Annotated in this window: 24 protein-coding genes, 1 tRNA gene and 1 pseudogene; 14 read left to right on the top strand and 12 right to left on the bottom strand. The window is 61.1% G+C overall.

The features are described from left to right. A pseudogene (locus VIW95_RS04750) lies at positions 1 to 204 on the bottom strand (hypothetical protein); the annotation flags it as partial. Between the two features lie 110 nt (positions 205 to 314). Here VIW95_RS04750 and VIW95_RS04745 point away from each other — a divergent pair. Beyond that, positions 315 to 1,235, top strand: coding sequence for a methionyl-tRNA formyltransferase (locus VIW95_RS04745; protein ID WP_331584270.1), 921 nt, complete (start codon positions 315 to 317; stop codon positions 1,233 to 1,235). 16 nt (positions 1,236 to 1,251) lie between these two features. Here VIW95_RS04745 and VIW95_RS04740 read toward each other — a convergent pair whose 3' ends face one another. Beyond that, positions 1,252 to 1,569 carry a hypothetical protein gene (locus tag VIW95_RS04740; protein WP_331584269.1) on the bottom strand — a complete coding sequence of 106 codons (318 nt, stop codon included), beginning with the start codon at positions 1,567 to 1,569 and terminating at the stop codon, positions 1,252 to 1,254. Between the two features lie 154 nt (positions 1,570 to 1,723). Here VIW95_RS04740 and VIW95_RS04735 point away from each other — a divergent pair, with 154 nt between their 5' ends. From VIW95_RS04735 to VIW95_RS04725, 3 genes are all read left to right on the top strand, one after another. Further along, positions 1,724 to 2,728: a hypothetical protein gene (locus tag VIW95_RS04735; RefSeq protein WP_331584268.1), complete on the top strand. Its 1,005-nt coding sequence runs from the start codon at positions 1,724 to 1,726 to the stop codon at positions 2,726 to 2,728. Positions 2,729 to 2,891: 163 nt separating this feature from the next. Further along, positions 2,892 to 3,968: a DUF2252 family protein gene (locus VIW95_RS04730; RefSeq protein WP_331584267.1), complete on the top strand. Its 1,077-nt coding sequence runs from the start codon at positions 2,892 to 2,894 to the stop codon at positions 3,966 to 3,968. 119 nt (positions 3,969 to 4,087) lie between these two features. Then, a complete protein-coding gene (locus tag VIW95_RS04725) occupies positions 4,088 to 4,495 on the top strand; it encodes a hypothetical protein (protein ID WP_331584266.1) in 408 nt (135 codons plus the stop codon). Positions 4,496 to 4,497: 2 nt separating this feature from the next. Here the strand turns inward: VIW95_RS04725 and VIW95_RS04720 are convergent, their stop codons facing one another. Next, entirely contained in the window at positions 4,498 to 5,307 is an 810-nt protein-coding gene (locus VIW95_RS04720) for an SDR family NAD(P)-dependent oxidoreductase (RefSeq protein ID WP_331584265.1), read from the bottom strand. A gap of 156 nt (positions 5,308 to 5,463) precedes the next feature. Here VIW95_RS04720 and VIW95_RS04715 point away from each other — a divergent pair, with 156 nt between their 5' ends. Together VIW95_RS04715 and VIW95_RS04710 are read left to right on the top strand one after the other, a co-directional pair. Then, positions 5,464 to 6,315 carry an oxidoreductase gene (locus tag VIW95_RS04715; protein WP_331584264.1) on the top strand — a complete coding sequence of 284 codons (852 nt, stop codon included), beginning with the start codon at positions 5,464 to 5,466 and terminating at the stop codon, positions 6,313 to 6,315. 84 nt (positions 6,316 to 6,399) lie between these two features. Beyond that, positions 6,400 to 7,377, top strand: a complete 978-nt coding sequence (locus VIW95_RS04710; protein WP_331584263.1) for an SPL family radical SAM protein — start codon at positions 6,400 to 6,402, stop codon at positions 7,375 to 7,377. A gap of 32 nt (positions 7,378 to 7,409) precedes the next feature. Here the strand turns inward: VIW95_RS04710 and VIW95_RS04705 are convergent. The 6 genes from VIW95_RS04705 to gap form a co-directional block, all read right to left on the bottom strand. After that, positions 7,410 to 7,495: transfer RNA gene (locus VIW95_RS04705), tRNA-Leu, on the bottom strand. A 65-nt stretch (positions 7,496 to 7,560) separates the two neighbouring features. Next, positions 7,561 to 7,947 carry a preprotein translocase subunit SecG gene (gene secG / locus VIW95_RS04700; protein ID WP_331584262.1) on the bottom strand — a complete coding sequence of 129 codons (387 nt, stop codon included), beginning with the start codon at positions 7,945 to 7,947 and terminating at the stop codon, positions 7,561 to 7,563. Positions 7,948 to 7,955: 8 nt separating this feature from the next. Continuing rightward, on the bottom strand, positions 7,956 to 8,729 hold the full coding sequence (gene tpiA, locus VIW95_RS04695) for a triose-phosphate isomerase (protein WP_331584261.1): 774 nt from the start codon (positions 8,727 to 8,729) through the stop codon (positions 7,956 to 7,958). A gap of 1 nt (position 8,730) precedes the next feature. Beyond that, positions 8,731 to 9,906 (bottom strand): phosphoglycerate kinase, encoded by a 1,176-nt coding sequence (locus VIW95_RS04690; protein ID WP_331584260.1) that lies wholly within the window; start codon positions 9,904 to 9,906, stop codon positions 8,731 to 8,733. Between the two features lie 118 nt (positions 9,907 to 10,024). Further along, positions 10,025 to 10,477 carry a GNAT family N-acetyltransferase gene (locus VIW95_RS04685; protein ID WP_331584259.1) on the bottom strand — a complete coding sequence of 151 codons (453 nt, stop codon included), beginning with the start codon at positions 10,475 to 10,477 and terminating at the stop codon, positions 10,025 to 10,027. Between the two features lie 5 nt (positions 10,478 to 10,482). Next, positions 10,483 to 11,487 (bottom strand): type I glyceraldehyde-3-phosphate dehydrogenase, encoded by a 1,005-nt coding sequence (gene gap / locus VIW95_RS04680; RefSeq protein ID WP_331584258.1) that lies wholly within the window; start codon positions 11,485 to 11,487, stop codon positions 10,483 to 10,485. A 511-nt stretch (positions 11,488 to 11,998) separates the two neighbouring features. Here gap and VIW95_RS04675 point away from each other — a divergent pair. The 7 genes from VIW95_RS04675 (at position 11,999) to VIW95_RS04645 (ending at position 18,055) form a co-directional block, all read left to right on the top strand. Beyond that, positions 11,999 to 12,712, top strand: coding sequence for a MotA/TolQ/ExbB proton channel family protein (locus VIW95_RS04675; RefSeq protein ID WP_331584257.1), 714 nt, complete (start codon positions 11,999 to 12,001; stop codon positions 12,710 to 12,712). 21 nt (positions 12,713 to 12,733) lie between these two features. After that, positions 12,734 to 13,177, top strand: a complete 444-nt coding sequence (tolR, locus tag VIW95_RS04670) for a protein TolR (RefSeq protein ID WP_331584256.1) — start codon at positions 12,734 to 12,736, stop codon at positions 13,175 to 13,177. Between the two features lie 9 nt (positions 13,178 to 13,186). Then, complete coding sequence (locus tag VIW95_RS04665; protein WP_331584255.1) at positions 13,187 to 14,290, top strand: TonB family protein; 1,104 nt, start codon at positions 13,187 to 13,189, stop codon at positions 14,288 to 14,290. A gap of 85 nt (positions 14,291 to 14,375) precedes the next feature. Continuing rightward, positions 14,376 to 15,710 carry a DPP IV N-terminal domain-containing protein gene (locus VIW95_RS04660; protein ID WP_331584254.1) on the top strand — a complete coding sequence of 445 codons (1,335 nt, stop codon included), beginning with the start codon at positions 14,376 to 14,378 and terminating at the stop codon, positions 15,708 to 15,710. A gap of 22 nt (positions 15,711 to 15,732) precedes the next feature. Beyond that, complete coding sequence (gene pal / locus VIW95_RS04655) at positions 15,733 to 16,230, top strand: peptidoglycan-associated lipoprotein Pal (protein ID WP_331584253.1); 498 nt, start codon at positions 15,733 to 15,735, stop codon at positions 16,228 to 16,230. A gap of 11 nt (positions 16,231 to 16,241) precedes the next feature. Beyond that, positions 16,242 to 17,099, top strand: a complete 858-nt coding sequence (bamD, locus tag VIW95_RS04650) for an outer membrane protein assembly factor BamD (protein WP_331584252.1) — start codon at positions 16,242 to 16,244, stop codon at positions 17,097 to 17,099. 32 nt (positions 17,100 to 17,131) lie between these two features. Then, positions 17,132 to 18,055: a bifunctional riboflavin kinase/FAD synthetase gene (locus tag VIW95_RS04645; protein WP_331584251.1), complete on the top strand. Its 924-nt coding sequence runs from the start codon at positions 17,132 to 17,134 to the stop codon at positions 18,053 to 18,055. A gap of 3 nt (positions 18,056 to 18,058) precedes the next feature. On the opposite strand, the gene VIW95_RS04640 is transcribed toward VIW95_RS04645, so the two are convergent. The 3 genes from VIW95_RS04640 to VIW95_RS04630 form a co-directional block, all read right to left on the bottom strand. Then, positions 18,059 to 18,943: an LLM class F420-dependent oxidoreductase gene (locus tag VIW95_RS04640; protein ID WP_331584250.1), complete on the bottom strand. Its 885-nt coding sequence runs from the start codon at positions 18,941 to 18,943 to the stop codon at positions 18,059 to 18,061. After that, positions 18,940 to 19,812 (bottom strand): hypothetical protein, encoded by an 873-nt coding sequence (locus VIW95_RS04635; protein WP_331584249.1) that lies wholly within the window; start codon positions 19,810 to 19,812, stop codon positions 18,940 to 18,942. Before VIW95_RS04635 ends, VIW95_RS04640 begins: the two co-directional genes overlap by 4 nt. A gap of 140 nt (positions 19,813 to 19,952) precedes the next feature. Then, complete coding sequence (locus VIW95_RS04630; RefSeq protein WP_331584248.1) at positions 19,953 to 20,576, bottom strand: glutathione S-transferase N-terminal domain-containing protein; 624 nt, start codon at positions 20,574 to 20,576, stop codon at positions 19,953 to 19,955. 254 nt (positions 20,577 to 20,830) lie between these two features. Here VIW95_RS04630 and VIW95_RS04625 point away from each other — a divergent pair. Continuing rightward, a partial coding sequence (locus VIW95_RS04625) for an acyl-CoA dehydrogenase family protein (RefSeq protein ID WP_331584247.1) occupies positions 20,831 to 21,129 on the top strand: 299 nt, incomplete at its 3' end.

Raw genomic sequence — 21,129 nt, 5'->3', positions numbered from 1 at the left:
TTTCGATTTGCCGTCGAACCTGGGCGGCACGTGCACGATGAACGTGCGCGTCATCTTATGAACGCCGGCGCCGAGCTCGAGCGATTCGTTGTGATTACCCGGCGTCGGCACCGGTTGATTCGCCGGCACGCCCGCCGTCGCGGAAATTACCGCGGCCGCAAACATCGCCGCGGCGACGACGGATGAAATTCTGAGACTGCGCATGGCTCAGCACCCCCGAAGGTTCAGTTCAATGTACGCCGCGGCCTGCAACGCCGTTTCAAGGTGCAACTCGATTTTTGATTTGGTAGCGTGAACTGTCGGAGGATTAAACGTTGCGCATTGCACTGCTCGGCCAGGCTGCATTCGCGGAAAAAGCGCTCGCGGCGCTCGTCGAGCACGGCGACGAGATCGTTCACGTTTTCGCGCCGCCCGATTCGCCCGCCGGCAAAGCGGATCCGCTCGCGGCCAAGGCGCGCGCAATGAACCTGCCGCTCAGCCAGCCCAAGTCGTTCAAGAACGACGCCGCCTTCGAGCATTTCAAAACGCTGGACGCCGACCTGGCCATACTCGCCTTTGTCACGCTGATAGTTCCCGACCGGATTCTCTACGCGCCGCGCCACAAGTCGATTTGCTTTCATCCTTCGCTGCTCCCGCGCCATCGCGGCGCCAGCGGGATCAACTGGGCGATCATCCAGGGCGACGCGGAAACCGGAGTGACGTGGTTCTGGCCCGACAAGGGCATCGACACCGGCCCGATCCTTGTTCAGAAACGTGTACCGATCCCCGAGAACGATACCGTGGGCTCGATTTACTTCAATACGCTCTTCCCGATGGGCATCGACGCGATGATCGAGGCGGTCGATCTGATCAAGTCGGGCACCGCGCCGGCAATCGTGCAGGACGAAAGCAAGGCAACCTACGAGCCGCCATGCCGCGATGAGCACGCGAGGATCGATTTTGCAAAACCAGCGCGCGAAGTCTTCAACCTGATTCGCGGATGCGACCCGCAACCCGGCGCATTTGCCAGCCTCGGCGACAAACGCCTGCGCCTGTACGAAGCGACGTTTTCAGCAACCAGCTCGCAAGGCGAACCGGGCACGATTGTCGCCGTCGATGCTGACGGCATGAAGATCGCGCTGACCGGCGGCACGATTACAATCAAGCGAGCGCGAATCGATCCGAATCCGAAGAAGGTCGCACCAACCGAACTGGCCGCCACAGGCGATCTCCAAGTCGGTACAAAGTTGACGTAAGACTTCTGCGCATCGCTCATTTCGCCTTAAGCCTCGGATCATCGCCTGCGACACATTGCGATTCCGTCGTTCGTCTGGTCATTTCCGACTTACTGAGCGGACGCATCTTCGCCTTCCTGGTTGCCTTCGCGGCGGCTTGATATTCGGCTGGGGTCATCGGGTTTTGAATTGCATCTTTCAGGGAGTCATCGCATTGCTTCTCGGACTCGAAGCCCACGCCTTTTCTCCACTTCGACAACGATGCGTGAGCATCAACTCTATTGTCGGCGCCGATCGGCGGAATCATCAGGTACCAGACGACGATCGCGAGTGCGGTGGCGTGGCGAGCCTTCATGCGCGTTCTCTATCACATTGGGTGCAGGGGTCACCCCTGGCCAAGGAAGCGTGAAACCCACGACGGGTTTTACTACAAGTAGTTATCTTTCGCACCGCTGCTGTTCTCTCTGAGCCCTTTGCGCTACGATCCGTCGCTGTTGGAGAGGTGTGGTATGCGACTCTGCATCGGGACGGCCAAGGGCATTGTGATTCTGGATCCTTCGCGCGGTGCGACGCCGCTGATGGTGCTTGCCGATCCGTCAGCGGTCTGGTGCATGGCGCAGGACTGTGCCGATCCCAATCTCATCTACGCCGGCTCGACCGAGCAAATCCGCGGCAAGGGCACCCTCGCACGCTCGACCGACGGCGGCCGCACCTGGACCGACGTCACTCCCCCGCTCGCGCGCGAAGAGGAAGTCTGGTCGGTGGCCGCGTCGCCCGCCGTGAAGGATCGCGTATTTATCGGGACCTCGCACGCGCGTCTGTTCCGCAGCGATGATCGCGGGCGCATCTTCAAGGAGTCCGACGGCTTCCTGAAAATTCCGGGGCGCGACCGCTGGACGTTTCCGCCGCCGCCCCATATTCCGCACGTGCGTTCGATCGCTTTCGATCCGCATGAGCCGTCCACCATGTACGTCGGCGTCGAGGAGGGCGGCATCTTCCGCTCGCGCAATGACGGCGCGACTTTCGAGCCGCTCAACGACGGACTCTACGCGGACATTCATACGGTCGCGGTGGACTCGCGCGATTCGCGCCGCCTTTACGCCACCACCGGCGCGGGTTTCTTCGTGTCCAGCAATGCGGGCAAGTCGTGGGAGCAGGTGACGCGCGGTCTCAACCGCACTTACACCATCCCGCTGCTCGTGAGCGCGCCGGACCGCGACGATGTCTTCACGGCGGCCGCGATGGGTCCGCCGCCGAGCTGGCGCGTCGGGCCGACCGGCGCGGACGCGATCCTGTTCCGCAGCGCCGATCGGGGCGAGAGCTTTACGCCGATTTCCGCTGAACAGAACTTCGGACGCGGGATGGTGATGCGGCTAAAGGCCGATCCGGAAAACGGCGGCTTCTTCGCGGTCTGCAACGACGGTGCCGTGGTCCGCGCAAGTACCGACGGGTCGTCGCTCGCAACCATCGCCGAGAAACTGCCGTCCGCTTACGACCTCGTGATAATTCCCTGAAGCAGCATTTCGGAAAACCTGTGCGGTGGTTAGCCGCTATCGCAGACTTTGAATCCGATCTTCATTTGACCGAAATTCTCATTTACGTAGATTGAATAGTGGAACTCTGCCTGGCACGACGCTCGCCTCGGCCAATGCATAGGTGTGTCACGCAGAGGTGACGATGAATATTCAGCAGGCAATGACTAGCTATGAGCGTTGGATGCGTAGCCGCATAACGGTCATCGAATCCGACCTCAGATCGAAGCACGAGCAGATGAAGAGCGGCCTGTTCTACTTTTTTCGCGGCACGTTCTTCCGCTGGGCTCAACTGTGGCCCGAGCTATGTCCTGATCTCAATCGCGCGCCGAAGGTTATCGGAGTTGGCGATCTTCACGTCAATAGCTTCGGTACCTGGCGCGACGCGGAAGGCCGTATGGCGTGGGGAGTTGACGACTTCGACGATTCCTATCCCTTGCCGTATACCAGCGACCTGGTGCGGCTAACGGCCAGCCTTAAGATAGTTAATGACTTAGGCGATCTGAATACCAGGTTGAAGATTGGTTGCGATATCATTTTGGAGGCCTATCAGTCGACGCTCAAAGCCGGAGGGTGTCCAATTGTGCTGGCCGAACGCGAAGCGACAATGGACCATCTAGGTGTTGAGTCCATCGATCCGCCGGAGGATTTCTGGAAAAAGCTGAATAGCCGCCCAACTGTCCGGCATGATATACCTCCCGACGCCAAGCGAGCGCTGGAAGGGACTCTTCCCGACGATACTCTCGACTATAGGATCGTATTGAGAAAAGCAGGGATGGGCAGCCTCGGGCAGCAGCGTTTTGTCGCGATCGCTGAATGGAACGGAGGCTGCATCGCCCGAGAAGCAAAGGAGATGATTCCATCGTCATGCGCATGGCTCGATAACCATGGCGGGAACCGCAATCCCTACTATGAACAAGCTATCGCCAACGCAGTGCGAGCGCATGATCCGTTCCAGAAAACGATCGGCAGATGGATAATTCGCCGGCTTTCACCGGATTCGAATCCGGTTGAGATTGCATGCTTGCCAAAGAAGCGCGACGAGAAAGTACTCCTACATGCTATGGGTGCTGAAGCGGCCAATGTCCACCTGGGAAGCAAAGGGCGCGTCAAAGGCATCCTGAAGGATCTTCATAACCGAAAATCCAATTGGTTGCGCTCGGCTTCCAAGGCTATGGCCCAAGCTATCGAAAAGGATTGGAAGGACTACAAACAGTCTTAGGACTCAGACTCCAGGTATTGCGACAGCGATCCTACGTCACCCTCCGCGCTTTTGACCCGCACTCGCGATGGTCGTAGTATCCCGATGCCTTCAGGGCATGGCAGGCAAGGCGGAGCATCTTGACTATCTTCGACCCGCTGGGACTCGGCGCTCTCGGATGCGGCATCGTTGTCGCACGCTATATCTTCGCGAAAATCGAGCAGCGCACCCTCCGCGTTTCAGATCCCAGACCCTCGACCCGGCTGCCCAGCCACGTTGACACTGAACGGATGGTGTTCCTGGTGTTTGCCGCCGAATGGATCATGCTGGCTGTCTTCGTCTTCGCCGACCGGCTTCCTGCCGAGCTCGAAAGGTTCGTCAGGCTCGGCTGCGCGTCATCGGCCGGCACGCTGATTCTTTTTCACGTGCGATGTGTGATTCGATTGAAGCGCCTCGGCCTTTTCGATCCGCACGACGAGCACTACGGCCCCGGTCACGGCGCTCAAAGGCGCGCACGTCCCCGCCCTCGCCGCCGCGCCCATGACTGATTCTAGCGCAGCTCCTGTGGAGTCTGCCCTTCGATCACCCGCTTCGCGATTATCGCCGCCGTCGAGCGCGGCACGATTCGGATCGCATTCGCGCGCACCCAGTTGAACCATCCCGAGATTACGCTCGGATGCTTCCCTAGTGCGTCGAGCGCTACGCGCACCACGTTTTCAGCCGGCTCGCCGTGATCGTCCCCCACGCTTTCTCCAGCCACGGACTGAAACTCGGTTTTCGTCGGCCCCGGTTCAATCACGAGCGCATCGATGCCCGTCCCGCGCAGCTCACCCCATAGCCCCTCGCCGAACAGCAAGTCGAATCCCTTGGTCGCGCTGTAAACCGCATGCAGCGGCAGCGGCTGACGTCCCGCCACCGATCCCACGATGATCACCGCGCCGCGCCCGCGCTTGACCATCCCGGGAATGATTCGGCTCGTCAGCACGACAGGCACCACGCAGTTCACCACCACCATCGAGCGCAGCCGGTCAGTGGCCAATTTGTCGAAACGCCCGGCATATCCGAAACCCGCGTTGTTCACTAAAAAAGCGATCGGCAAATCCGCGACCGCATCCGCGAGACGATCCGCGCCGTCGGGCGCCGCGAGATCGACCGTGACCACCCGCGTATTGACGTGATGCTTCTCCTTCAGTTCCGCCGCGAGCGCGTTCAGCCGATCTTCGCGCCGCGCGGTGAGCACTATCGACATGCCCTCGCGCGCGAGCGCCCGCGCAAACTCAAGCCCGATTCCCGCCGACGCGCCCGTCACCAGGGCCCACTCGCCGTATTTCTCCGGATACTTCCGCCCATTATCTGCCATCGCGATTTCCTCCGCGTGAATTTTCCATCGCGCGATCTGGCTCCCCTCTCCTGAAGGGAGAGGGGCCGGGGGAGAGGTTCCGCCCCGCGCTATGCGACTAGTGTCTCGCAGCTTAGTTCGTCACACTACGGCCAGCAAAACCCGGAGCACGCACAAATGCCACAATCGATCTCGAAGGCAGTCCTGATAACCGGATGCTCGACCGGAATCGGCCGCGCCACCGCCGAAAACCTCGCCGCGCGAGGATGGAAGGTGTACGCGACCGCGCGCAAACCCGAGTCGATCGCCGATCTCGCGTCGCGCGGATGCAAAACGCTAGCGCTCGACGTATGCGACGACGCTTCGATGCGCGCAGCGGTCGAAACTGTCGAGCGCTCCGAAGGCGCCGTCGGCGTGCTCATCAACAACGCCGGCTACGGCCTCGAAGGCGCGTTCGAAGAAGTGCCAATGACCGACATTCGCCGCCAGTTCGAGACCAACGTGTTCGGCCTGATCGCACTGACCAAGCTGGTGCTGCCCGCGATGCGCCGGCAGCGATGGGGCCGCGTCGTCAATCTGAGCTCGATGGGTGGCAAGCTCACGTTCCCCGGTGGCGCTTACTATCACGCAACCAAACACGCGGTCGAAGCGCTCAGCGACGCTCTGCGATTCGAGGTGAAGGGTTTCGGCATCGACGTCATCGTCGTCCAGCCCGGGCCAATCAAAACCCGCTTTGGCGACACCGCCGTCGGCAGCATCGCGATGCCCAAGGATTCCCCTTACGCAGCATTCAACCTAGTGCTCGAAAAGCAAATCCGCGAAGCCTACGAAGGCGGCCCAATGGCCCGCTTCGCCGCCCCGCCCGATGCAGTCGCCGAGGTGATCGAGAAAGCGATAACCGCAACAAGGCCGAAGACCCGCTACAAAGTGACGCTGGCCGCGCGCGTCCTGATGGGCCTGCGCCGAGTCCTCCCCAACCGCGCCTTCGACGCCTTCCTTCGCACGCAGTTCCCCCAACCCGCACCGTAAGGAATATCTAAATCCAGTTTAATTTCAGACGATTACGCGGCTTGACTCATAGCGAAGAAAAAACGAAGATAGCCATGCCGTCAGATGAACACCGCCGCCACACTGCCCCTCTATTCGCCACCGCTCGAAGACCTCGACGCGACTCGCGGCGTCGAGTTTATCGAGATGCCGGTGCGACAGATTCTCAACCGATGCGACAGCCCACGCATGCCGTTTCGATGGACTATCAACCCGTACCGCGGATGTGAGTTCGGATGCGTGTATTGCTACGCGCGCTACACGCACGACTTTCTCGAGCTGCGCGATCCGATGGACTTCGAGCGCAAGATTTTCGTCAAGCGGATGGCGGCCGAGGTCCTGTCGCGCACGCTCTCGCGCACGCCAATTGGCACCGACACGATCGCAATCGGCACGGCGACCGATCCCTATCAGCCGGCCGAGCGGAAGTACCGGCTGACGCGCTCGATGCTCGAAATCTTCGCTCAACTCCAGGGACTGGATCTGTCGATCACGACCAAGTCGAGCCTGATCGTTCGCGACCTCGAGCTGCTGCGCAAGATCAATCGGCGCTCGAAGCTGTCGGTGAACTTCTCGCTGATAACGCTCGATCGGAAGCTGCAGCGAATCCTCGAACCGCGCGCGCCGCGGCCGGGATTGCGGCTGCGCGCGTTGTTCGAGCTGGCGCGTGCGGGAATCCGATGCAATGTGCTGATGATGCCGATGATACCGGGCCTCACCGACGATCCCGCGGCGATCGAGAACGTGATTCGCGCGGCGCGTCGCGCGAACGCGTCGGGCGTATGGTGGCGTTCGCTGTTCTTGAAACCGGCGGCGGCGCGCCGCTTCATTCCATTCGTGAAGGAACGTTTCCCGCACCTCGCCGAGCGTATCGACATGTTCTACGGACGCGCCGAATACGTCCCGAACGCGTACGACGACAGGATGCGCGTGGTCTTCAACCGCATCCGCGAACGCCACGGTTTCCCGATCAGCGATCGCTACATGGCGCAACAACCGCCAGTCGCTCCGCAGCCACCCCGACAGGCCTCGTTGTTTTCTTAATACTGGGTGCAGGGGTCACCCCCTGCTTTCACTGGTGCGCGGAGCGGGACTTGAACCCGCACGGTATTGCTACCACCAGCCCCTCAAACTGGCGTGTCTGCCATTCCACCACCCGCGCATCGTCGGTGCCCGGAGTTACCGTGAGGGTCTTGGCGCTCCGGCGCAACAGCGGAAATTCGGCGACTACTTCGTTGACCCCGGCGTCACTGCACCGGCGGGATTATGTCCTGCCGGGGCGGGTGCCGCGGGACTCGCGCTCTTGGGCGCCTGCTTCGATGCTGGCATCACGCTCGACGCGGGCGCCGACGAAAACGGCCCCCCTTCGAAGATACTGCCAGTCACGCGGCGCGACGACGCCAGCGCCAGAAAAATCGAGCTCGCGAAAAAAATAATTGCGAACGCCCACGTCGCCTTGGTCAGCGCGTTGCCCGCGCCGCTCGCGCCGAACACGGTCTGGCTCGAGCCGCCGAACACGGCGCCGACCTCCGCGCCCTTGCCCTGCTGCAGCAGGATAATGACGACCATCGCAACGCAGACGATCACGTGAATCGAAATGACAATTGAAACCATTTTTCTCTTTAGCGAGTCCGCGCCCTGACGATGCGCGCGAACGAGTCAGCCTTTAAGCTTGCCCCGCCGACCAGAGCCCCGTCAATATCGGGCTTGGACACGAGCGAGTCAACATTCTCGTCGTTGACGCTGCCGCCATAAATAATCCGCACCGCATCCGCGCGCTCGCGTCCATAGCGTTCGAGCATCGCGCCGCGTATCGCGCCGTGGATCGATTCGGCTTGCGCGGGCGTCGCCGTGCGCCCGGTGCCGATCGCCCAGACCGGCTCGTACGCAATCGCGACGCGGGTGACGTGGTCGTCGCCGACGTTTTCGAGCCCGCGCTGCAGCTGGCGCAGCACCACGTCGAGCGCGCGGCCGCCCTCGTGTTCGTCCTGGGTTTCGCCGACGCACAGAATCGGCGTCATCCGATGGTGCAGCGCTGCGAGCACCTTCTTGTTAATCAGATCGTCGGTTTCATGAAAGATGTGGCGGCGCTCCGAATGGCCCAGGATGACGTGGGTTACGCCGTAGGCTTGTAACATCGGCGCCGCGACTTCGCCGGTGAACGCGCCCTTGTCCTCGTAGTGCATATTTTGCGCGCCCAGCAGGATCGACGAGCCCGCCAGCGCCTGCGCGACGGCCGGGATAAGAATAAAGGGCGGCGCGATCATCACGTCACGGTCTTTGGCCAGCGTTGCGGCGTGGGGATCGATGTCAGCGCGGATTCTCTCGATAAGAGCGCGAGCGCCGACCGGCAGCAGATGCATTTTCCAATTGCCGGCAATTAGTTTCCTGCGCATGTCAAACTTCCAGCGCCTTGACGCCCGGCAGCTCGCGGCCTTCCAGAAATTCGAGCGTCGCGCCGCCTCCGGTCGAGATGTGCGTGAACTTGTTCGCCCACGGCGCGTGCGCGACGGCCGCGGCCGTGTCTCCGCCGCCGATTATCGAGATGACGCCGGCCTGGTTGGCGAGCGCCTCGCCGACCCGCATCGTGCCGTCGGCGAAGGCTGGAATCTCGAAGAATCCGAGCGGGCCGTTCCATATGACGGTCCTGGCGCGCGCGATTTCCGCGATAAACGCGGCCGCGGTTTGCGGCCCGATGTCCAGCGCCATCATCTCGGACGGAATTTCGGTGACGGTGTGCGGCGTCGAAGCCGCTTCAGGAGCCGACGCGACGATATGGTCAGACGGCACGATAATTTTGACACCCTTGCGCGCAGCGTCGGCGAGCAGTTCCTTCGCCAGCTCGACTTTGTCGTCTTCGACGCGCGACTTGCCGATCGCGATGCCCTGAGCCTTAAGGAACGTGTACGCCATCGCACCGCCAATCAGGATCGTATCGACCTTGTTGAGCAGATTTTTGATCAGCCCGATTTTGTCCGAGACCTTGGCGCCGCCCATAATTGCGACCGACGGACGCTGCGGGTTCTCCGTGACCTTCCGCAGCGCATCGAGCTCGCGCAGCATCAGGAATCCTGCAGCGCGCTCCGCCAGAAACCGCGTCACTCCCACGGTCGAGGCGTGCGCGCGATGGGCCGCGCCGAAGCCGTCGTTCACGTAAACCTGTTTGTGGCGCGCCAGCTCGTGCGAGAAGTCGCGATCGTTGGCTTCCTCTTCTTTGTGGAAGCGCAGATTTTCGAGCAGCAGCGCTTCGCCGGGCTTGAGCGCATCGATCATTTTGCCGGTGTGATCGCCGACACAGTCAGGTGCAAGCTTCACCTTCTGCCCAAGCACCGTTGACAGATACTCGGCGACCGGCTTGAGGCTGAACTCCGCCGTGCGCTCCTTGGGCCGCCCGAGATGCGAGCAGAGTACGGCCGAGCCGCCGTGTTCGAGAATGTAGCGAATGGTGTCGAGGCTCGCGTCGATTCGCGCCGGATCCTGGATCTTGCCCTCGGCGATCGGCACGTTGAAATCGCATCGCACGAGCACCTTCTTGTCTTTGAACTGAAGGTTGGTGATCGGTGCTACGGGCATCGGGCTAATTTAACAGGATGCGGAAAAACATGCGAAGCACACTTGATTGGATGTGAAACCGGCCGTGGGTTTCACACTTCCTTGGGCAGGGGTAACCCCTGCACCTAAGTATTAGTGATCATTTCGGCAAATAGAGTGAGTAGCCGCGATGGGTTCTGCGCATCCCGAATTTTTCGTAGAAACGGTGGGCGCCTGGACGCTTGCGGTTTGAGGTTAGCGCCACCTTGTAGCATCTGTGGCGGCGCGCGATCTCGAGCGCCGCTTCCATCAGCCGGTCGCCGACTCCGGTGCCGCGGCTGCGCGAGTCGACAACCGTGTTTTCGACAATCGCGGCCGGTCTCAACGCGCGGGCCAGATGTTTGAAGATGAGAACGTGATTGGTCCCCACGACCTTGCCGTGTTCTACGGCGACCAGGAGGACTTGGTCGGTTCTGCGCATGACCGCGCGCATCGCACGGCGCATGTTTGCCGCGCCGGGGCTCTTGTAGTCGCCTTCGTGGAGCTGGCGGTAGAGTTCCTCGATCCCGCGCTCGTCGCCAAGGCGCGCACGACGAATTCGAAGGCCCTCCACTTGTGCTAAAGCTGGTCCGCGACGAACGCGGCAATGTCTGCCAGCCGGTTCGAGTAGCCCCATTCGTTGTCATACCACGAAAATACTTTCACCATCCGTTTGCCGACGACCTTGGTCAGCGGCGCGTCGAAAATCGACGAATGCGGGTTGCCGTTGAGATCGACCGACACCAGCGGCGCCTCGCTGTATTCCAGAATTCCTTTCAGTGGGCCGTCGGCCGCCGCCTTCATCGCGGCGTTGACAGATTTCACGTCGGCGTCCTTATCGACAGTCACGGTCAGATCGACCAGCGAGACATTCGAGGTCGGCACGCGAATCGCGATTCCGTCGAGCTTGCCGTTGAGCGCCGGCAGCACCAGCCCGATCGCCTTCGCCGCGCCCGTAGAAGTCGGAATCATCGACATTCCCGCCGCGCGCGCCCGCCTGAGATCATTGTGCGGACCGTCCTGCAGCATCTGATCCGACGTGTAGCTGTGAACGGTGGTCATCAGGCCGTGCGCTACGCCAAAGCTATCGTTCAGCACCTTGCCGATCGGCGCGAGGCAATTGGTAGTGCATGACGCGTTGGAAATCACGTCATGTTTTTTCGGATCGTAAACGTGATGGTTGACGCCGAGGCATAGCGTGACGTCGGCGCCGTCGGCGGGAGCGCTGATGACGACTTTTTTTGCGCCCGCCGCGAGATGCAACGCGGCTTTGTCGCGCGCCGTGAACAATCCCGTCGATTCGATCACGACCTGCACGCCGAGTTTGCTCCATGGCAGCTTGGCGGGGTCGCGCTCGGCGAGCACCTGCAGCGGCTTGCCGTCGAGGAAAATAGCGCCGCCTTCAACTTTGACCTCGTGGCGAAGCTTGCCGTGGATGGAATCGTATTTCAGCAGATGCGCCAACGTGGCCGCGTCGGTGATGTCGTTAACCGCGACGACTTCGAGGTCTTTTTTAGTCAGCGCCGCGCGCAGGAACATCCTGCCGATCCGCCCAAATCCGTTGATCCCGACTTTTATCGCCACCGCTCGAATCCTCCCGCTACAATTTCACCTGAAAAGAGCAACGACCCGAACCTTAGATAAGTGCGAGTCCCATGTACAGATTCTACGCCGAGAAGGCTCGCGAATGCAGGGGGAAGGGGAAATCACTTTATTTAATGTGAAAACCACCGTGGTTTTCACGCTTTCCTCTGCAGGGGTGACCCCTGCACCCAGTAAAAGAAAGATCGGGACTTCGTCCTGTTCGAACTTGTTGGGGGATGTTTCGCGCTGCTGGCGACGTAGTCGCCAGCACCTTACCTGGGTGGGGTAGATAAAGGCGAGGATTCTTCGCTTCGAAAAAAGAACCTGAGAGCAAAAGGGCGTCCTCGCCATTTTGCGATTAATACTGGGTGCAAGGGTCACCCCTGCCCAAGGAAGTGTGAAACCCGCTGGATGGGTTTCACGTTAAATATAGTGTGTTCTCTGCTCTCACTGGTTTTGACTCTGCTGATACCCTTATAATGGTCCGATTCTTGGGTCTCATGGCGGTTTTATGCTCCATCAGGTGAGCGGTGCTGGCGGGTTGGGGGTGGTGCAACTGGTGCTGGGCGCTGGCCCGGTCGTCGCCGCTGTGTTGTGGCTGCTGGTCGCGTTTTCGATCGGTAGCTGGGGAATCATCCTTTACAAACTGATCCAGATTTCGCAGGCGCGGCGCGAGTCCGAAAAATTTATCGCGATCTTTTGGGAATCGAAAAACCTCGCGGCGATTCATACTGCGAGCGTCGGACTCAAACGCAGTCCGGTCGCGCAGGTCTTTCGCGCCGGCTACCAGGAACTGCTGCAACTCACCCGCGCCAAGCGCCAGGCGGTCGGCTCGGACAGCGGTTTCTCGACCGACCTCGGCGGAATCGCCAACGTGATGCGCGCGATGAAGCGCCAGGAAAATGTCGAGCTAACCAAGCTCGAGGCCGGCATCACCTTCCTCGCGACCACCGGCTCGTCGTGCACGTTTATCGGACTGTTCGGCACGGTGGTGGGAATCATAACCGCGTTCCTCGGCCTGTCCACGTCGCATACGTCGAGTATCCAGGCGGTCGCACCGGGAATCGCCGAGGCGCTGATCGCGACCGCTGCGGGGCTGATCGCCGCGATTCCCGCGCAGATGTTTTACAACTATTTCATCGCGCGTGTGCGCGTGCTGGCGACCGAGATGGACAACTTCACTTCCGAATTTTTGAATATTGCTGAGCGTCATTTCCTTTCGTAAAGGGCGGCAATTCCAATGGCAATGGATTCAGGACAGGGGCGCGGGCAGATGGTTTCGCAGATCAACGTCACGCCCCTGGTGGACGTGATGCTCGTGCTGCTCGTCATCTTCATGGTGACGGCGCCGATCATTCAGCAGGGCGTCGAGGTCACGTTGCCCAGCGTCAAGGCCGAAGCGCTGCCGGGCAAGGATGAGCAGTTTGTCGTATCGATCACCAAGGACAGCCAAATCTATCTCAACGACACCAAGCTCTCGGCCGACGACCTGAGCGGCAAGCTCAAGGCGATCGCGAATGAGCGCCCCGACCGCCAGGTGTTCATCCGCGCCGACGACCAGGTGCCGTACGGCCAGGTGATCCGCACGATGGCGGCGATCAAGGCGGCGGGAATCGAAAACGTCGGGATGGTGACGGAGATGCCGGCCGAAACTGGCACCAACGTCGGCACCGCCGCTGGCGCGAAGTGAGCGCCATTTGTGGCATCACCGGACCATAATGGTGAGGAAAATCCGTCGCGACTCGGATACTTCGCGGCGATTTTCGTCTCCGCACTCGGGCATGTGGCGATTTTCGCGTTCGTGTTCTTCATCGCGCCGCGATTTTTACATCAAGCCGAAGCCGCGCCACCCGCATACACGGTAAAAATCGTGGACAACATTCCAGCCGGCGACCTGGGCACCCATCTGCCGCCGATTAATCGGCACGTGGCCGACCAGTCCAAGAGCGCGGCGCCGAAGCCGGCGGAAGCGCAGGTCAAGACCGAGCCGCATAAAACAGAACTCGCGCTCAACGAAGATAAGAACGCGCTCAAAATAAACGCCAAGCCGACCGACGCGCCGACTGAAGCGCCGACCGAGACCGCTACTCCTACGCCCGAGCCTACGGTCGAACCCGGGCCATCGCTCGAGCCAAATCTCGAAGCTACCGAAGAACCAACTGTTGCGCCGACCCCCGAGCCCACTCCGCAGCCGAAGAAACACCCGACGCCGAAGCCCACCCCCGACAAGGCGCGCATTCGGCCCAAGGCTGGCTCGACGGTGGCGAAAATCGCGGCAACGCCGAGCGTCGCACAACGCATGGCGAAGCTGCGGCGCGATTTGCTCGAGCACCATATGAAGGACCTCGCGAAGAACCCGCCGCCTGACGATGACAACGACGACGACGACACGGAGATGGCCGACAACCCGCCCACCGGCCCGGCCGGGGGCGGACCGGTCGTCGCGCCCAACGCGATTGAAGGAAAAGGCTACGGAGTCGGTCCGGGCGAGGGCAGCGCCGGGATTCTTAAGGACCCGGAATTTCTGCTGTACTATAAGACCGTGCAGGATCAGATAAAAAAGGCGTGGACCTTTACCGGCGGCTCGAACGATCTGACCGCCACCGTCGAGTTTGCGATCGGCCCCGACGGTACGTTGGCCGGATTGAAGATTGGCACGAGTTCGAACGATTCGGCCTTCGACGCTTCGGTGATTCGCGCGATTCGGCGGGCAGCGCCGTTTCCCGCGCCGCCGGAGAAATTTCGCGATCAGTTTTCGGCCGGGATCGAAGCCCAGTTTGAGCTCGGCGAACTAAAATCCTGAGGGTGGGCAGGTTGCAGGAGGTGCGGATGTCTCTTTTCAGTTTTCTCAGTGTTCGTCGTGCAGCTCTGTGGTCGGCCCGGAAAATATGAAGCGCATAGTTCACGCCTTCGCGCTCATCTGCGCGATCGTCTTCGCGCTGTCACCGGACCCGGCCGCCGCGCAAGGCGCGGGACCTCTCAGGATGAAGATCCAGGGGACCAGCGGCGAGCTTTCGCCGATCGCGGTGTCGGGGCTGAAGAATCTCGGCGGCGACGACGACCATCGTATCGGTAATGCGTTCGTCACCACCCTGCGGCGCGACCTCGAGCTCTCCGGCTACTTCAGAATTGTCGATCCGCACGCGTACATCGAGGATCCGCAATCGTCGGGTTTTGAGCTGGGGCAGTTCAATTTCGCCGACTGGAAATCGATCAACGCCGACTTCCTCGTCAAAGGCTCGGTCGGGGCCGGCGGTCCCGGAGTCAAGTTGACTGCCTACTTTTACGACGTCGCGTCGCAGCGGCGCATGATGGGCAAAAACTACAGCGGCGACGCGGGCGACGTGCCGCGGATGGCGCGCCGATTCGCCGACGCGATCCTCGAAGCTTACTCCGGGCAAAAAGGTCCGTTCGATTCCAAACTTGCGTTCGTCTCAACCGGCGGCGGACGCTTCAAGGAAGTTTATACGCAGTCGATCGACGGCCAGGACCTGTTCAAGCTCACCGACAATCCGACGATCAACCTATTCCCGAGTTTCGACCGGAGCACGGACCATATGCTGTACCTCTCGTACAAGAGCATGGTCCCCGCCCTTTACCTGGCGAACCTCAAGGCGCGGAGCGAAATGAAGATCACCAGTCCGCACGGCCGCGTGATCGGCGGAACGCTCTCGCCCGACGGCGAGCAGATCGTCGCGGCGATCGAGCGCGACGGAATCACCAACTTATACTTGCTCACGCGCGACGGCGCCGAGATTCGCCCACTCACCGACACCCAGGGGATCAACGTGAGCCCCGCTATTTCGCCCGATGGCGAGCGGATGGCGTTCACCTCGGATCGCTCGGGCACGCCGCAGATCTACGTGATGAGCCTCGCGGGCGGCGCGCCGAAACGCGTCACTTTCAGCGGCGACTACAACACGACGCCGGCATTCTCGCCGAAGGGCGACAAGCTAGCGTATCAGAGCCGCGAGAGCGGACGCTTCGACATCTGGACCATTCCAATCGGCGGCGGCGAACCGACCCAGGTGACCGACGGCAACGGCTCCAACGAATATCCGAGCTGGTCGCCCGACGGACGCTACCTCGCGTTCAGCTCGACCCGCGCACACAACTCGCGAATCTATATAATGATGGTAAGCAACCGGAAAATTATTTCCGCTTTGACGGAGGGTAATGGCAATGATTCCTGTCCAGCGTGGTCGGGGTGGTTGGGTGAATAGTCGTGCGACATTGGCTAAGGCGATGGCGATTGTTGGTGTCGGGTTGATGCTGATGGTGGCGGGATGCTCGTCGAAGAAGCCAGCGCCGGTCGTCGATACGAATCCCAACCCGAATCAACTTAATGAACACGGCTCGGGCAGCAGTACTACCAACGATGACTGGATAAACGGGACAATCGGGAAAGGCGGTCCGCTCAGCGATATTCATTTTGGCTACAACGACTACACGATTCAGGAGCAGGACGGCTCGGTGCTGAAGTCCAACGCGAGCTGGCTCCAGGCGCATCCGCAGACCAGAGTCCAGGTCGAAGGTTATTGCGACGAGCGCGGCTCCGAGGAATACAATATCGCGCTGGGCGCCAAGCGCGCGCAGGCGGGCAAGGATTACCTGGCAACGCTCGGAATCAGCGACAGCAGAATGTCGACCATCAGCTACGGCAAGGAGCTTCCGCTTTGCCAGGACCACGACGAAAGTTGTTGGGCGCAAAACCGGCGCGATCACTTTATGGTGAGCAAATAAGGATTAGACGAGTGCGAAAAACCAACTGGCTGATCGGCGCCGCCGTCCTCGCGTCGGCATTCGCGCTGGCGGGATGCACCGATCAAAGCGGCATGGATCAGCTCAACAAGAACGAGTTCACGTTGCGCGGGATGATCGCCACCGACCATCAGCAGATCGACGCGTTGAAGGCTCAGGTCGCGCGGCAGAACGATCAGATCGAGGAACTCCAGCATGGCGCCGGCACCGCCGGCGGCAACGCGTCGGGCGTGAACGATCGCGTCGCGAGCCTCGAGGCCGAAGTGAAGGCGCTCCAAGCCGGCATGGCAGCGACTCCCGGCGCGGTGCCGCCGCCCGGCGCGCCGGCGGACAGCGTCGGACCCGGCACCGGTGTGGCGTCGACTGAACCGCCCGCAGGCGGCCCTGCTCCGCCCGCAACGCCGGCCGAGATCGCGCCGACGTGGCCGGCCGAGCTCGATCAGGAAATTTCGGATGCTGCGACGTCGAACGAGGCTGGCATCAAGGTTTATCGCGAAGGCCTCGACGCGATGAAGGACGCCAAGTATCCGCTCGCCGTCGCCAGGTTCACCAAGCTGCAGCACGCGTATCCGAAATCTCCCCTGAGCGAGCCCGCCGAATACTTCGCCGCCAACGCGCTGTTCGAGACCGGCGGCTACGACCAGGCGATTTTGCAGTACAACGATCTCGTGATGCGCTTTCCCAAGGGCAAGTATGCGTGCGCCGCGCTGCTGCGTGAGGGGCAGGCATTCGTGAAACTGAACGATCGGATCGACGCGCGCCTGACGCTGCAGAAGCTGACGACCGACTGCCCGGGAACTCCGCAAGCGGCGTCTGCGGACACGATGATGAAAGATCTCGCGAGCGACTAAGGCGCCGCGCCGCGCACAAACGAAAAAATTGAATGGAAATAATTCGCGATCTCGACGCGCTCGCGCGCCATCCCTACCCGGTCACCGCGATCGGAAATTTCGACGGCGTCCACCTCGGGCATCGCGCGATTTTGAAGGCGGCGATCGATCGCGCTCGCGCCGCCGGCGGCACCGCGTTCGCTCTCACCTTCGATCCGCTGCCCGCCAAGCTGCTGGTTCCGGCGCGCGCCCCGCGGTTGATCCTGACGCCGGATGACAAGCTCGAACTGCTGCGCCTGTCCGGCATCGACGGCGTGATCGTAATTAACTTCACGCTCGACCTGAGCATGCTCCCGCCGCGCGATTTCGTGCGCGACTACCTGCGCGGAAAAATCGGCGTCCGAGAAGTCGTCGTCGGGCACAGCGTCAGCTTCGGCCACAATCGCGCCGGCAACGCGACGGTGATGGTCGAGCTGGGACGCGAGCTGGGCTTCGATACTGATGTGGTCGGGCCGGTGAAAGTCGACGGCATCGAAGTCAGCTCGACCAAGGTGCGAGAGGCAATCACGTCCGGCGATATGCATGGCGCGTCCCGTTTGCTGGGCCGTTACCATTTCCTGGCGGGACCGGTCGTGCGCGGACGCGAGCGCGGACGGACGATCGGTTTCCCAACTGCGAATCTCGCCAGCGAAACCGAATGCATCCCGCCCGACGGCGTTTACGCCACCCGCGTCATCCTCGACGACGGCGCGTACCCCTCGATCACCAACGTCGGCATGCGTCCGACCTTCGCCGAGAGCGCGCGCTCGATCGAGGCGCACATCTTTGACTTCACCCGCGACATTTATGGAATGCGCATCAAGTTAGAGATGATCGAACGAATCCGTCCCGAAAAAAAGTTCGAAACCGCCGACGCCCTCAAGGCGCAAATCGCGCAAGATCTGAACAAGGCCCGCGAAATCCTCGCATCGGCTTAGCCGCTACCGAATCTTTGCCGCAGGCTCGACCCACTCGCGCGCAATCCGCTCGATCCACCCGCTAACCTGGGACTCATCCTCCGGCGGACTACTGAGTATCACCAGCTCATCGACACCCGCTGCATCGTACTTCTTCAAATCGTCAGCGGTGATCTTCTTGGTATACGGGCACGCCACGATTTCGACATCGCGCGGGTCGCGGCCGTTCGCCTTCAGCATCGCGCGCAGCTTGTCCACCAATGGCGCGGCGTCATCAGGTCCGACGTTGAAGCCGAACCATCCGTCGCCGATGTCAGCCGTGCGCTTCAACGCAGGCCCGCTTTCGCCACCGAAGATTATCGGCAGCTTCCCGCCACGCACCGGCTTCGGAAAACTTTTCGCCGCATCGAAATTCACGAACTCGCCGTGAAAGGTCGCCGTGTCGTCGGACCACAGCCGCCGCATCACTTCGATATACTCGCGCGTGCGCTGCGCGCGCCGCTCGAACGGAATCCCGAGCGCCGCGAATTCCTCAGCCGACCATCCGATTCCCACGCCCAACGCGAAGCGCCCGCCCGAGAGCCGGTCCAGGCTCGCGACTTCCTTGGCCAGCACCATCGGATTGTGCTCCGGCACCAGGCAGATTCCCGTCGCGAGCCGAATCGTCCTGGTGACGGCCGCCGCGAACGTCAGCGTGATAAATGGATCGAGCCAGTCCGCGCCTCCGGGCAGCGGAAATTCGCCGCTCGCCGCGTAAGGATATTTCGAATCCTGACGATCGAACAGCACAACATGCTCGCCAACCCACAGCGTCGAGATTCCGCGCCGCTCGGCTTCCGCCGCGGTTTTCAGAATCGCGCCGGGACGCGCGCCCGTGCCGATTCCGAGCGCGAACAGTCCGACTCTCATTGACCCGCTCCGGAACCGCTGGCGCCCCGCGCGACGGCCGGCGCTTTCACGAACTTCAGCATGAAGCGATCGGTCTCGCCGCGATGCTTGAACACGTTCCAGGTGCGATCGTCCTCGGGATGGCGCAACGCACTCGACGCTCCGTGCAGCCTGAAGCCGGCCTTCTCGATGTCCTTGATCAGGAAATCCTCGTCGATTCGATGCAACGTCGTGGTCTGCGTATCGCCCGCGCCCGGCTTGGCGCTGTGATCGACGATCCCGTAAATCCCGCCCGGCTTGAGCGCCTTGAACACTGCCGCATTCACGTTGTCGCGATTCAGTTTGAAGCCGACCATGTCGTGGTAGTTGAGATGGATGATGACCGCGTCGAGCGAATCGGGCGGCACCGGCAACAGATCGGGCGCGTCGAACGGCTTGCTGACCTTGACGACATTCGTGAGCGCGGGCTCTTTGAGTCGTTCGTTCCACGCGTCTTCGATTTTTTTGAACTGCTCGGGGAAGGGACCGTTCTGCGAGTAAACGGTGCCGGTCGGTCCGACGATTCGCGAATACAATTCGGTCATGTAGCCGCCGCCGGCGAAAATATCCGCGATCTTCATCCCCGGCTTGATCTCGTAGAACGCCATGATCTGATCGGGCCTGCGTCCCGCGTCGAGCGCCTTGTCGGCCGCCGGCCGATCGGGCGAGTTGATCGCCTCAGTTACTTCCTTGGGAATTTGCGACGCTGGAATCGGCGCACTCTCAGCCGTGCTCGTCGCGACCGGCTGCATCTGCGCGCGCGCCGGCGACAAGCTCCACGCAATTCCGGCGAATGCGACTATAATTGAGAGAACCAGCCGGTGAGTCGTAATACGCATTCCAGTAGTCATTTCGATTCTCCGAGTGAGGTTGGCTCGCAGGTCACAACCGACAGCTAACACACCGATCGCAAACCGGGCAATGCGATTTCTCGCAAGCTTTCTTCGAGATCCTACACGTGGGTTCGCTCAACCACTGGCGTCGCGCGAAGCTAGACCTTCGGCACTTCCATGCCTTTCTTCACGGCGGGACGTGCGCCGACTGCGGCGAGCCATCGCGCGACGTTGGCGCCTTCGCCGACCGCGTCGGGTTTGACGGCTTTGATCGCGGGGAAGCCGACGACCAGCCATGGATAAGTCGCAATATCGGCGATCGAGTAGTCGCCGGCCATGTACTCGTCATTGGCGAGTTGATTGTCGAGCACCTTGATCAGGCGCGCCGATTCGTTGGCGTAGCGATCGATCGCGTACGGAATTTTTTCCGGAGCCGCGTTGACGAAGTGGCCCGCCTGGCCGAACATCGGGCCGACATTTGCCATCTGCCAGAAGAGCCATTCGAGCACTTTTGCGCGCCCGGGATTTTTCGACGGCAGCAGCTTGCCGGTTTTCTCTGCCAGGTGCACGAGTATCGCGCCCGATTCGAAGATCGATACGCCCGCGTCGTGATCGACGATCGCGGGAATCTTGCTGTTCGGACAAATCTTCACGTACTCAGGCTTGAACTGGTCTCCGTTGCGGATGTTGATCGGATGAACCGAGTACTCGAGGCCGCATTCCTCGAGCATGATCGCCGGTTTACGGCCGTTAGGCGTCGTCCAGGTATAGAGATCGATCATGATGATACTTCCTTCGTGGCGAGGGTGATTATCCGTTCGTATCACACCGACTTATCGCAGCCCACTGTATTTCTGTTGCGCGGCGGTTCGGAGCGGGAGCAGAATTCCTGAATCGCGCGACCTCTCCCCTAACCCCTCTCCCTTCTGGAGAGGGGAACAGCGGCGAGCCAGCCAGGAGAAGTGCCATGCAAAGTGTTGCTGAGATTGAAGCTAGTCCGGAAGTGCAGGATTTGCGGAATCGGGTTTCCGGTTTTTTGAACGAACTGATATATCCCAACGAGAAGATTCTTGAGAAAGGCGGCGATGAAGCGTCGCGAACGTTCAAGACAATCCAGGCCGAGGCGAAGAAGCGCGGTCTTTGGGCACTTGGACTGCCCAAGGAAATCGGCGGCGGCGGACTTGAGTTCATGCCTTACGTTTTCGTCAATGAAATCGTCGGGCGCAGCGAGTACGCGATCGCAGGCCTCGGTACGCATTCCGCGCAGGACGCCACCATGCTGCACCTGTACGGAAATCCCGAACAGAAAAAGCGCTGGCTCGCGCCGCTGGTCAA

The sequence above is a fragment of the Binatus sp. (SeqCode) genome, assembly GCF_036522015.1.
Taxonomy (GTDB): Bacteria; Desulfobacterota; Binatia; order Binatales; family Binataceae; genus Binatus.
Note: the sequence above shows the minus strand (reverse complement) of the source record. Positions and strands in the feature narration are given on the sequence as shown.

Coding starts and splice junctions, on each gene's coding strand:
- VIW95_RS04690 (WP_331584260.1), bottom strand. CDS start 9,906: ATGCCCGTAGCACCGATCACCAACCTTCAGTTCAAAGACAAGAAGGTG.
- VIW95_RS04720 (WP_331584265.1), bottom strand. CDS start 5,307: ATGGCAGATAATGGGCGGAAGTATCCGGAGAAATACGGCGAGTGGGCC.
- tolR (WP_331584256.1), top strand. CDS start 12,734: ATGGATTCAGGACAGGGGCGCGGGCAGATGGTTTCGCAGATCAACGTC.
- VIW95_RS04675 (WP_331584257.1), top strand. CDS start 11,999: ATGCTCCATCAGGTGAGCGGTGCTGGCGGGTTGGGGGTGGTGCAACTG.
- pal (WP_331584253.1), top strand. CDS start 15,733: ATGGCGATTGTTGGTGTCGGGTTGATGCTGATGGTGGCGGGATGCTCG.
- VIW95_RS04730 (WP_331584267.1), top strand. CDS start 2,892: ATGAATATTCAGCAGGCAATGACTAGCTATGAGCGTTGGATGCGTAGC.
- secG (WP_331584262.1), bottom strand. CDS start 7,947: ATGGTTTCAATTGTCATTTCGATTCACGTGATCGTCTGCGTTGCGATG.
- VIW95_RS04735 (WP_331584268.1), top strand. CDS start 1,724: ATGCGACTCTGCATCGGGACGGCCAAGGGCATTGTGATTCTGGATCCT.
- VIW95_RS04740 (WP_331584269.1), bottom strand. CDS start 1,569: ATGAAGGCTCGCCACGCCACCGCACTCGCGATCGTCGTCTGGTACCTG.
- VIW95_RS04630 (WP_331584248.1), bottom strand. CDS start 20,576: ATGATCGATCTCTATACCTGGACGACGCCTAACGGCCGTAAACCGGCG.
- tpiA (WP_331584261.1), bottom strand. CDS start 8,729: ATGCGCAGGAAACTAATTGCCGGCAATTGGAAAATGCATCTGCTGCCG.
- VIW95_RS04710 (WP_331584263.1), top strand. CDS start 6,400: ATGAACACCGCCGCCACACTGCCCCTCTATTCGCCACCGCTCGAAGAC.
- VIW95_RS04635 (WP_331584249.1), bottom strand. CDS start 19,812: ATGACTACTGGAATGCGTATTACGACTCACCGGCTGGTTCTCTCAATT.
- VIW95_RS04645 (WP_331584251.1), top strand. CDS start 17,132: ATGGAAATAATTCGCGATCTCGACGCGCTCGCGCGCCATCCCTACCCG.
- VIW95_RS04715 (WP_331584264.1), top strand. CDS start 5,464: ATGCCACAATCGATCTCGAAGGCAGTCCTGATAACCGGATGCTCGACC.
- VIW95_RS04660 (WP_331584254.1), top strand. CDS start 14,376: ATGAAGCGCATAGTTCACGCCTTCGCGCTCATCTGCGCGATCGTCTTC.
- VIW95_RS04640 (WP_331584250.1), bottom strand. CDS start 18,943: ATGAGAGTCGGACTGTTCGCGCTCGGAATCGGCACGGGCGCGCGTCCC.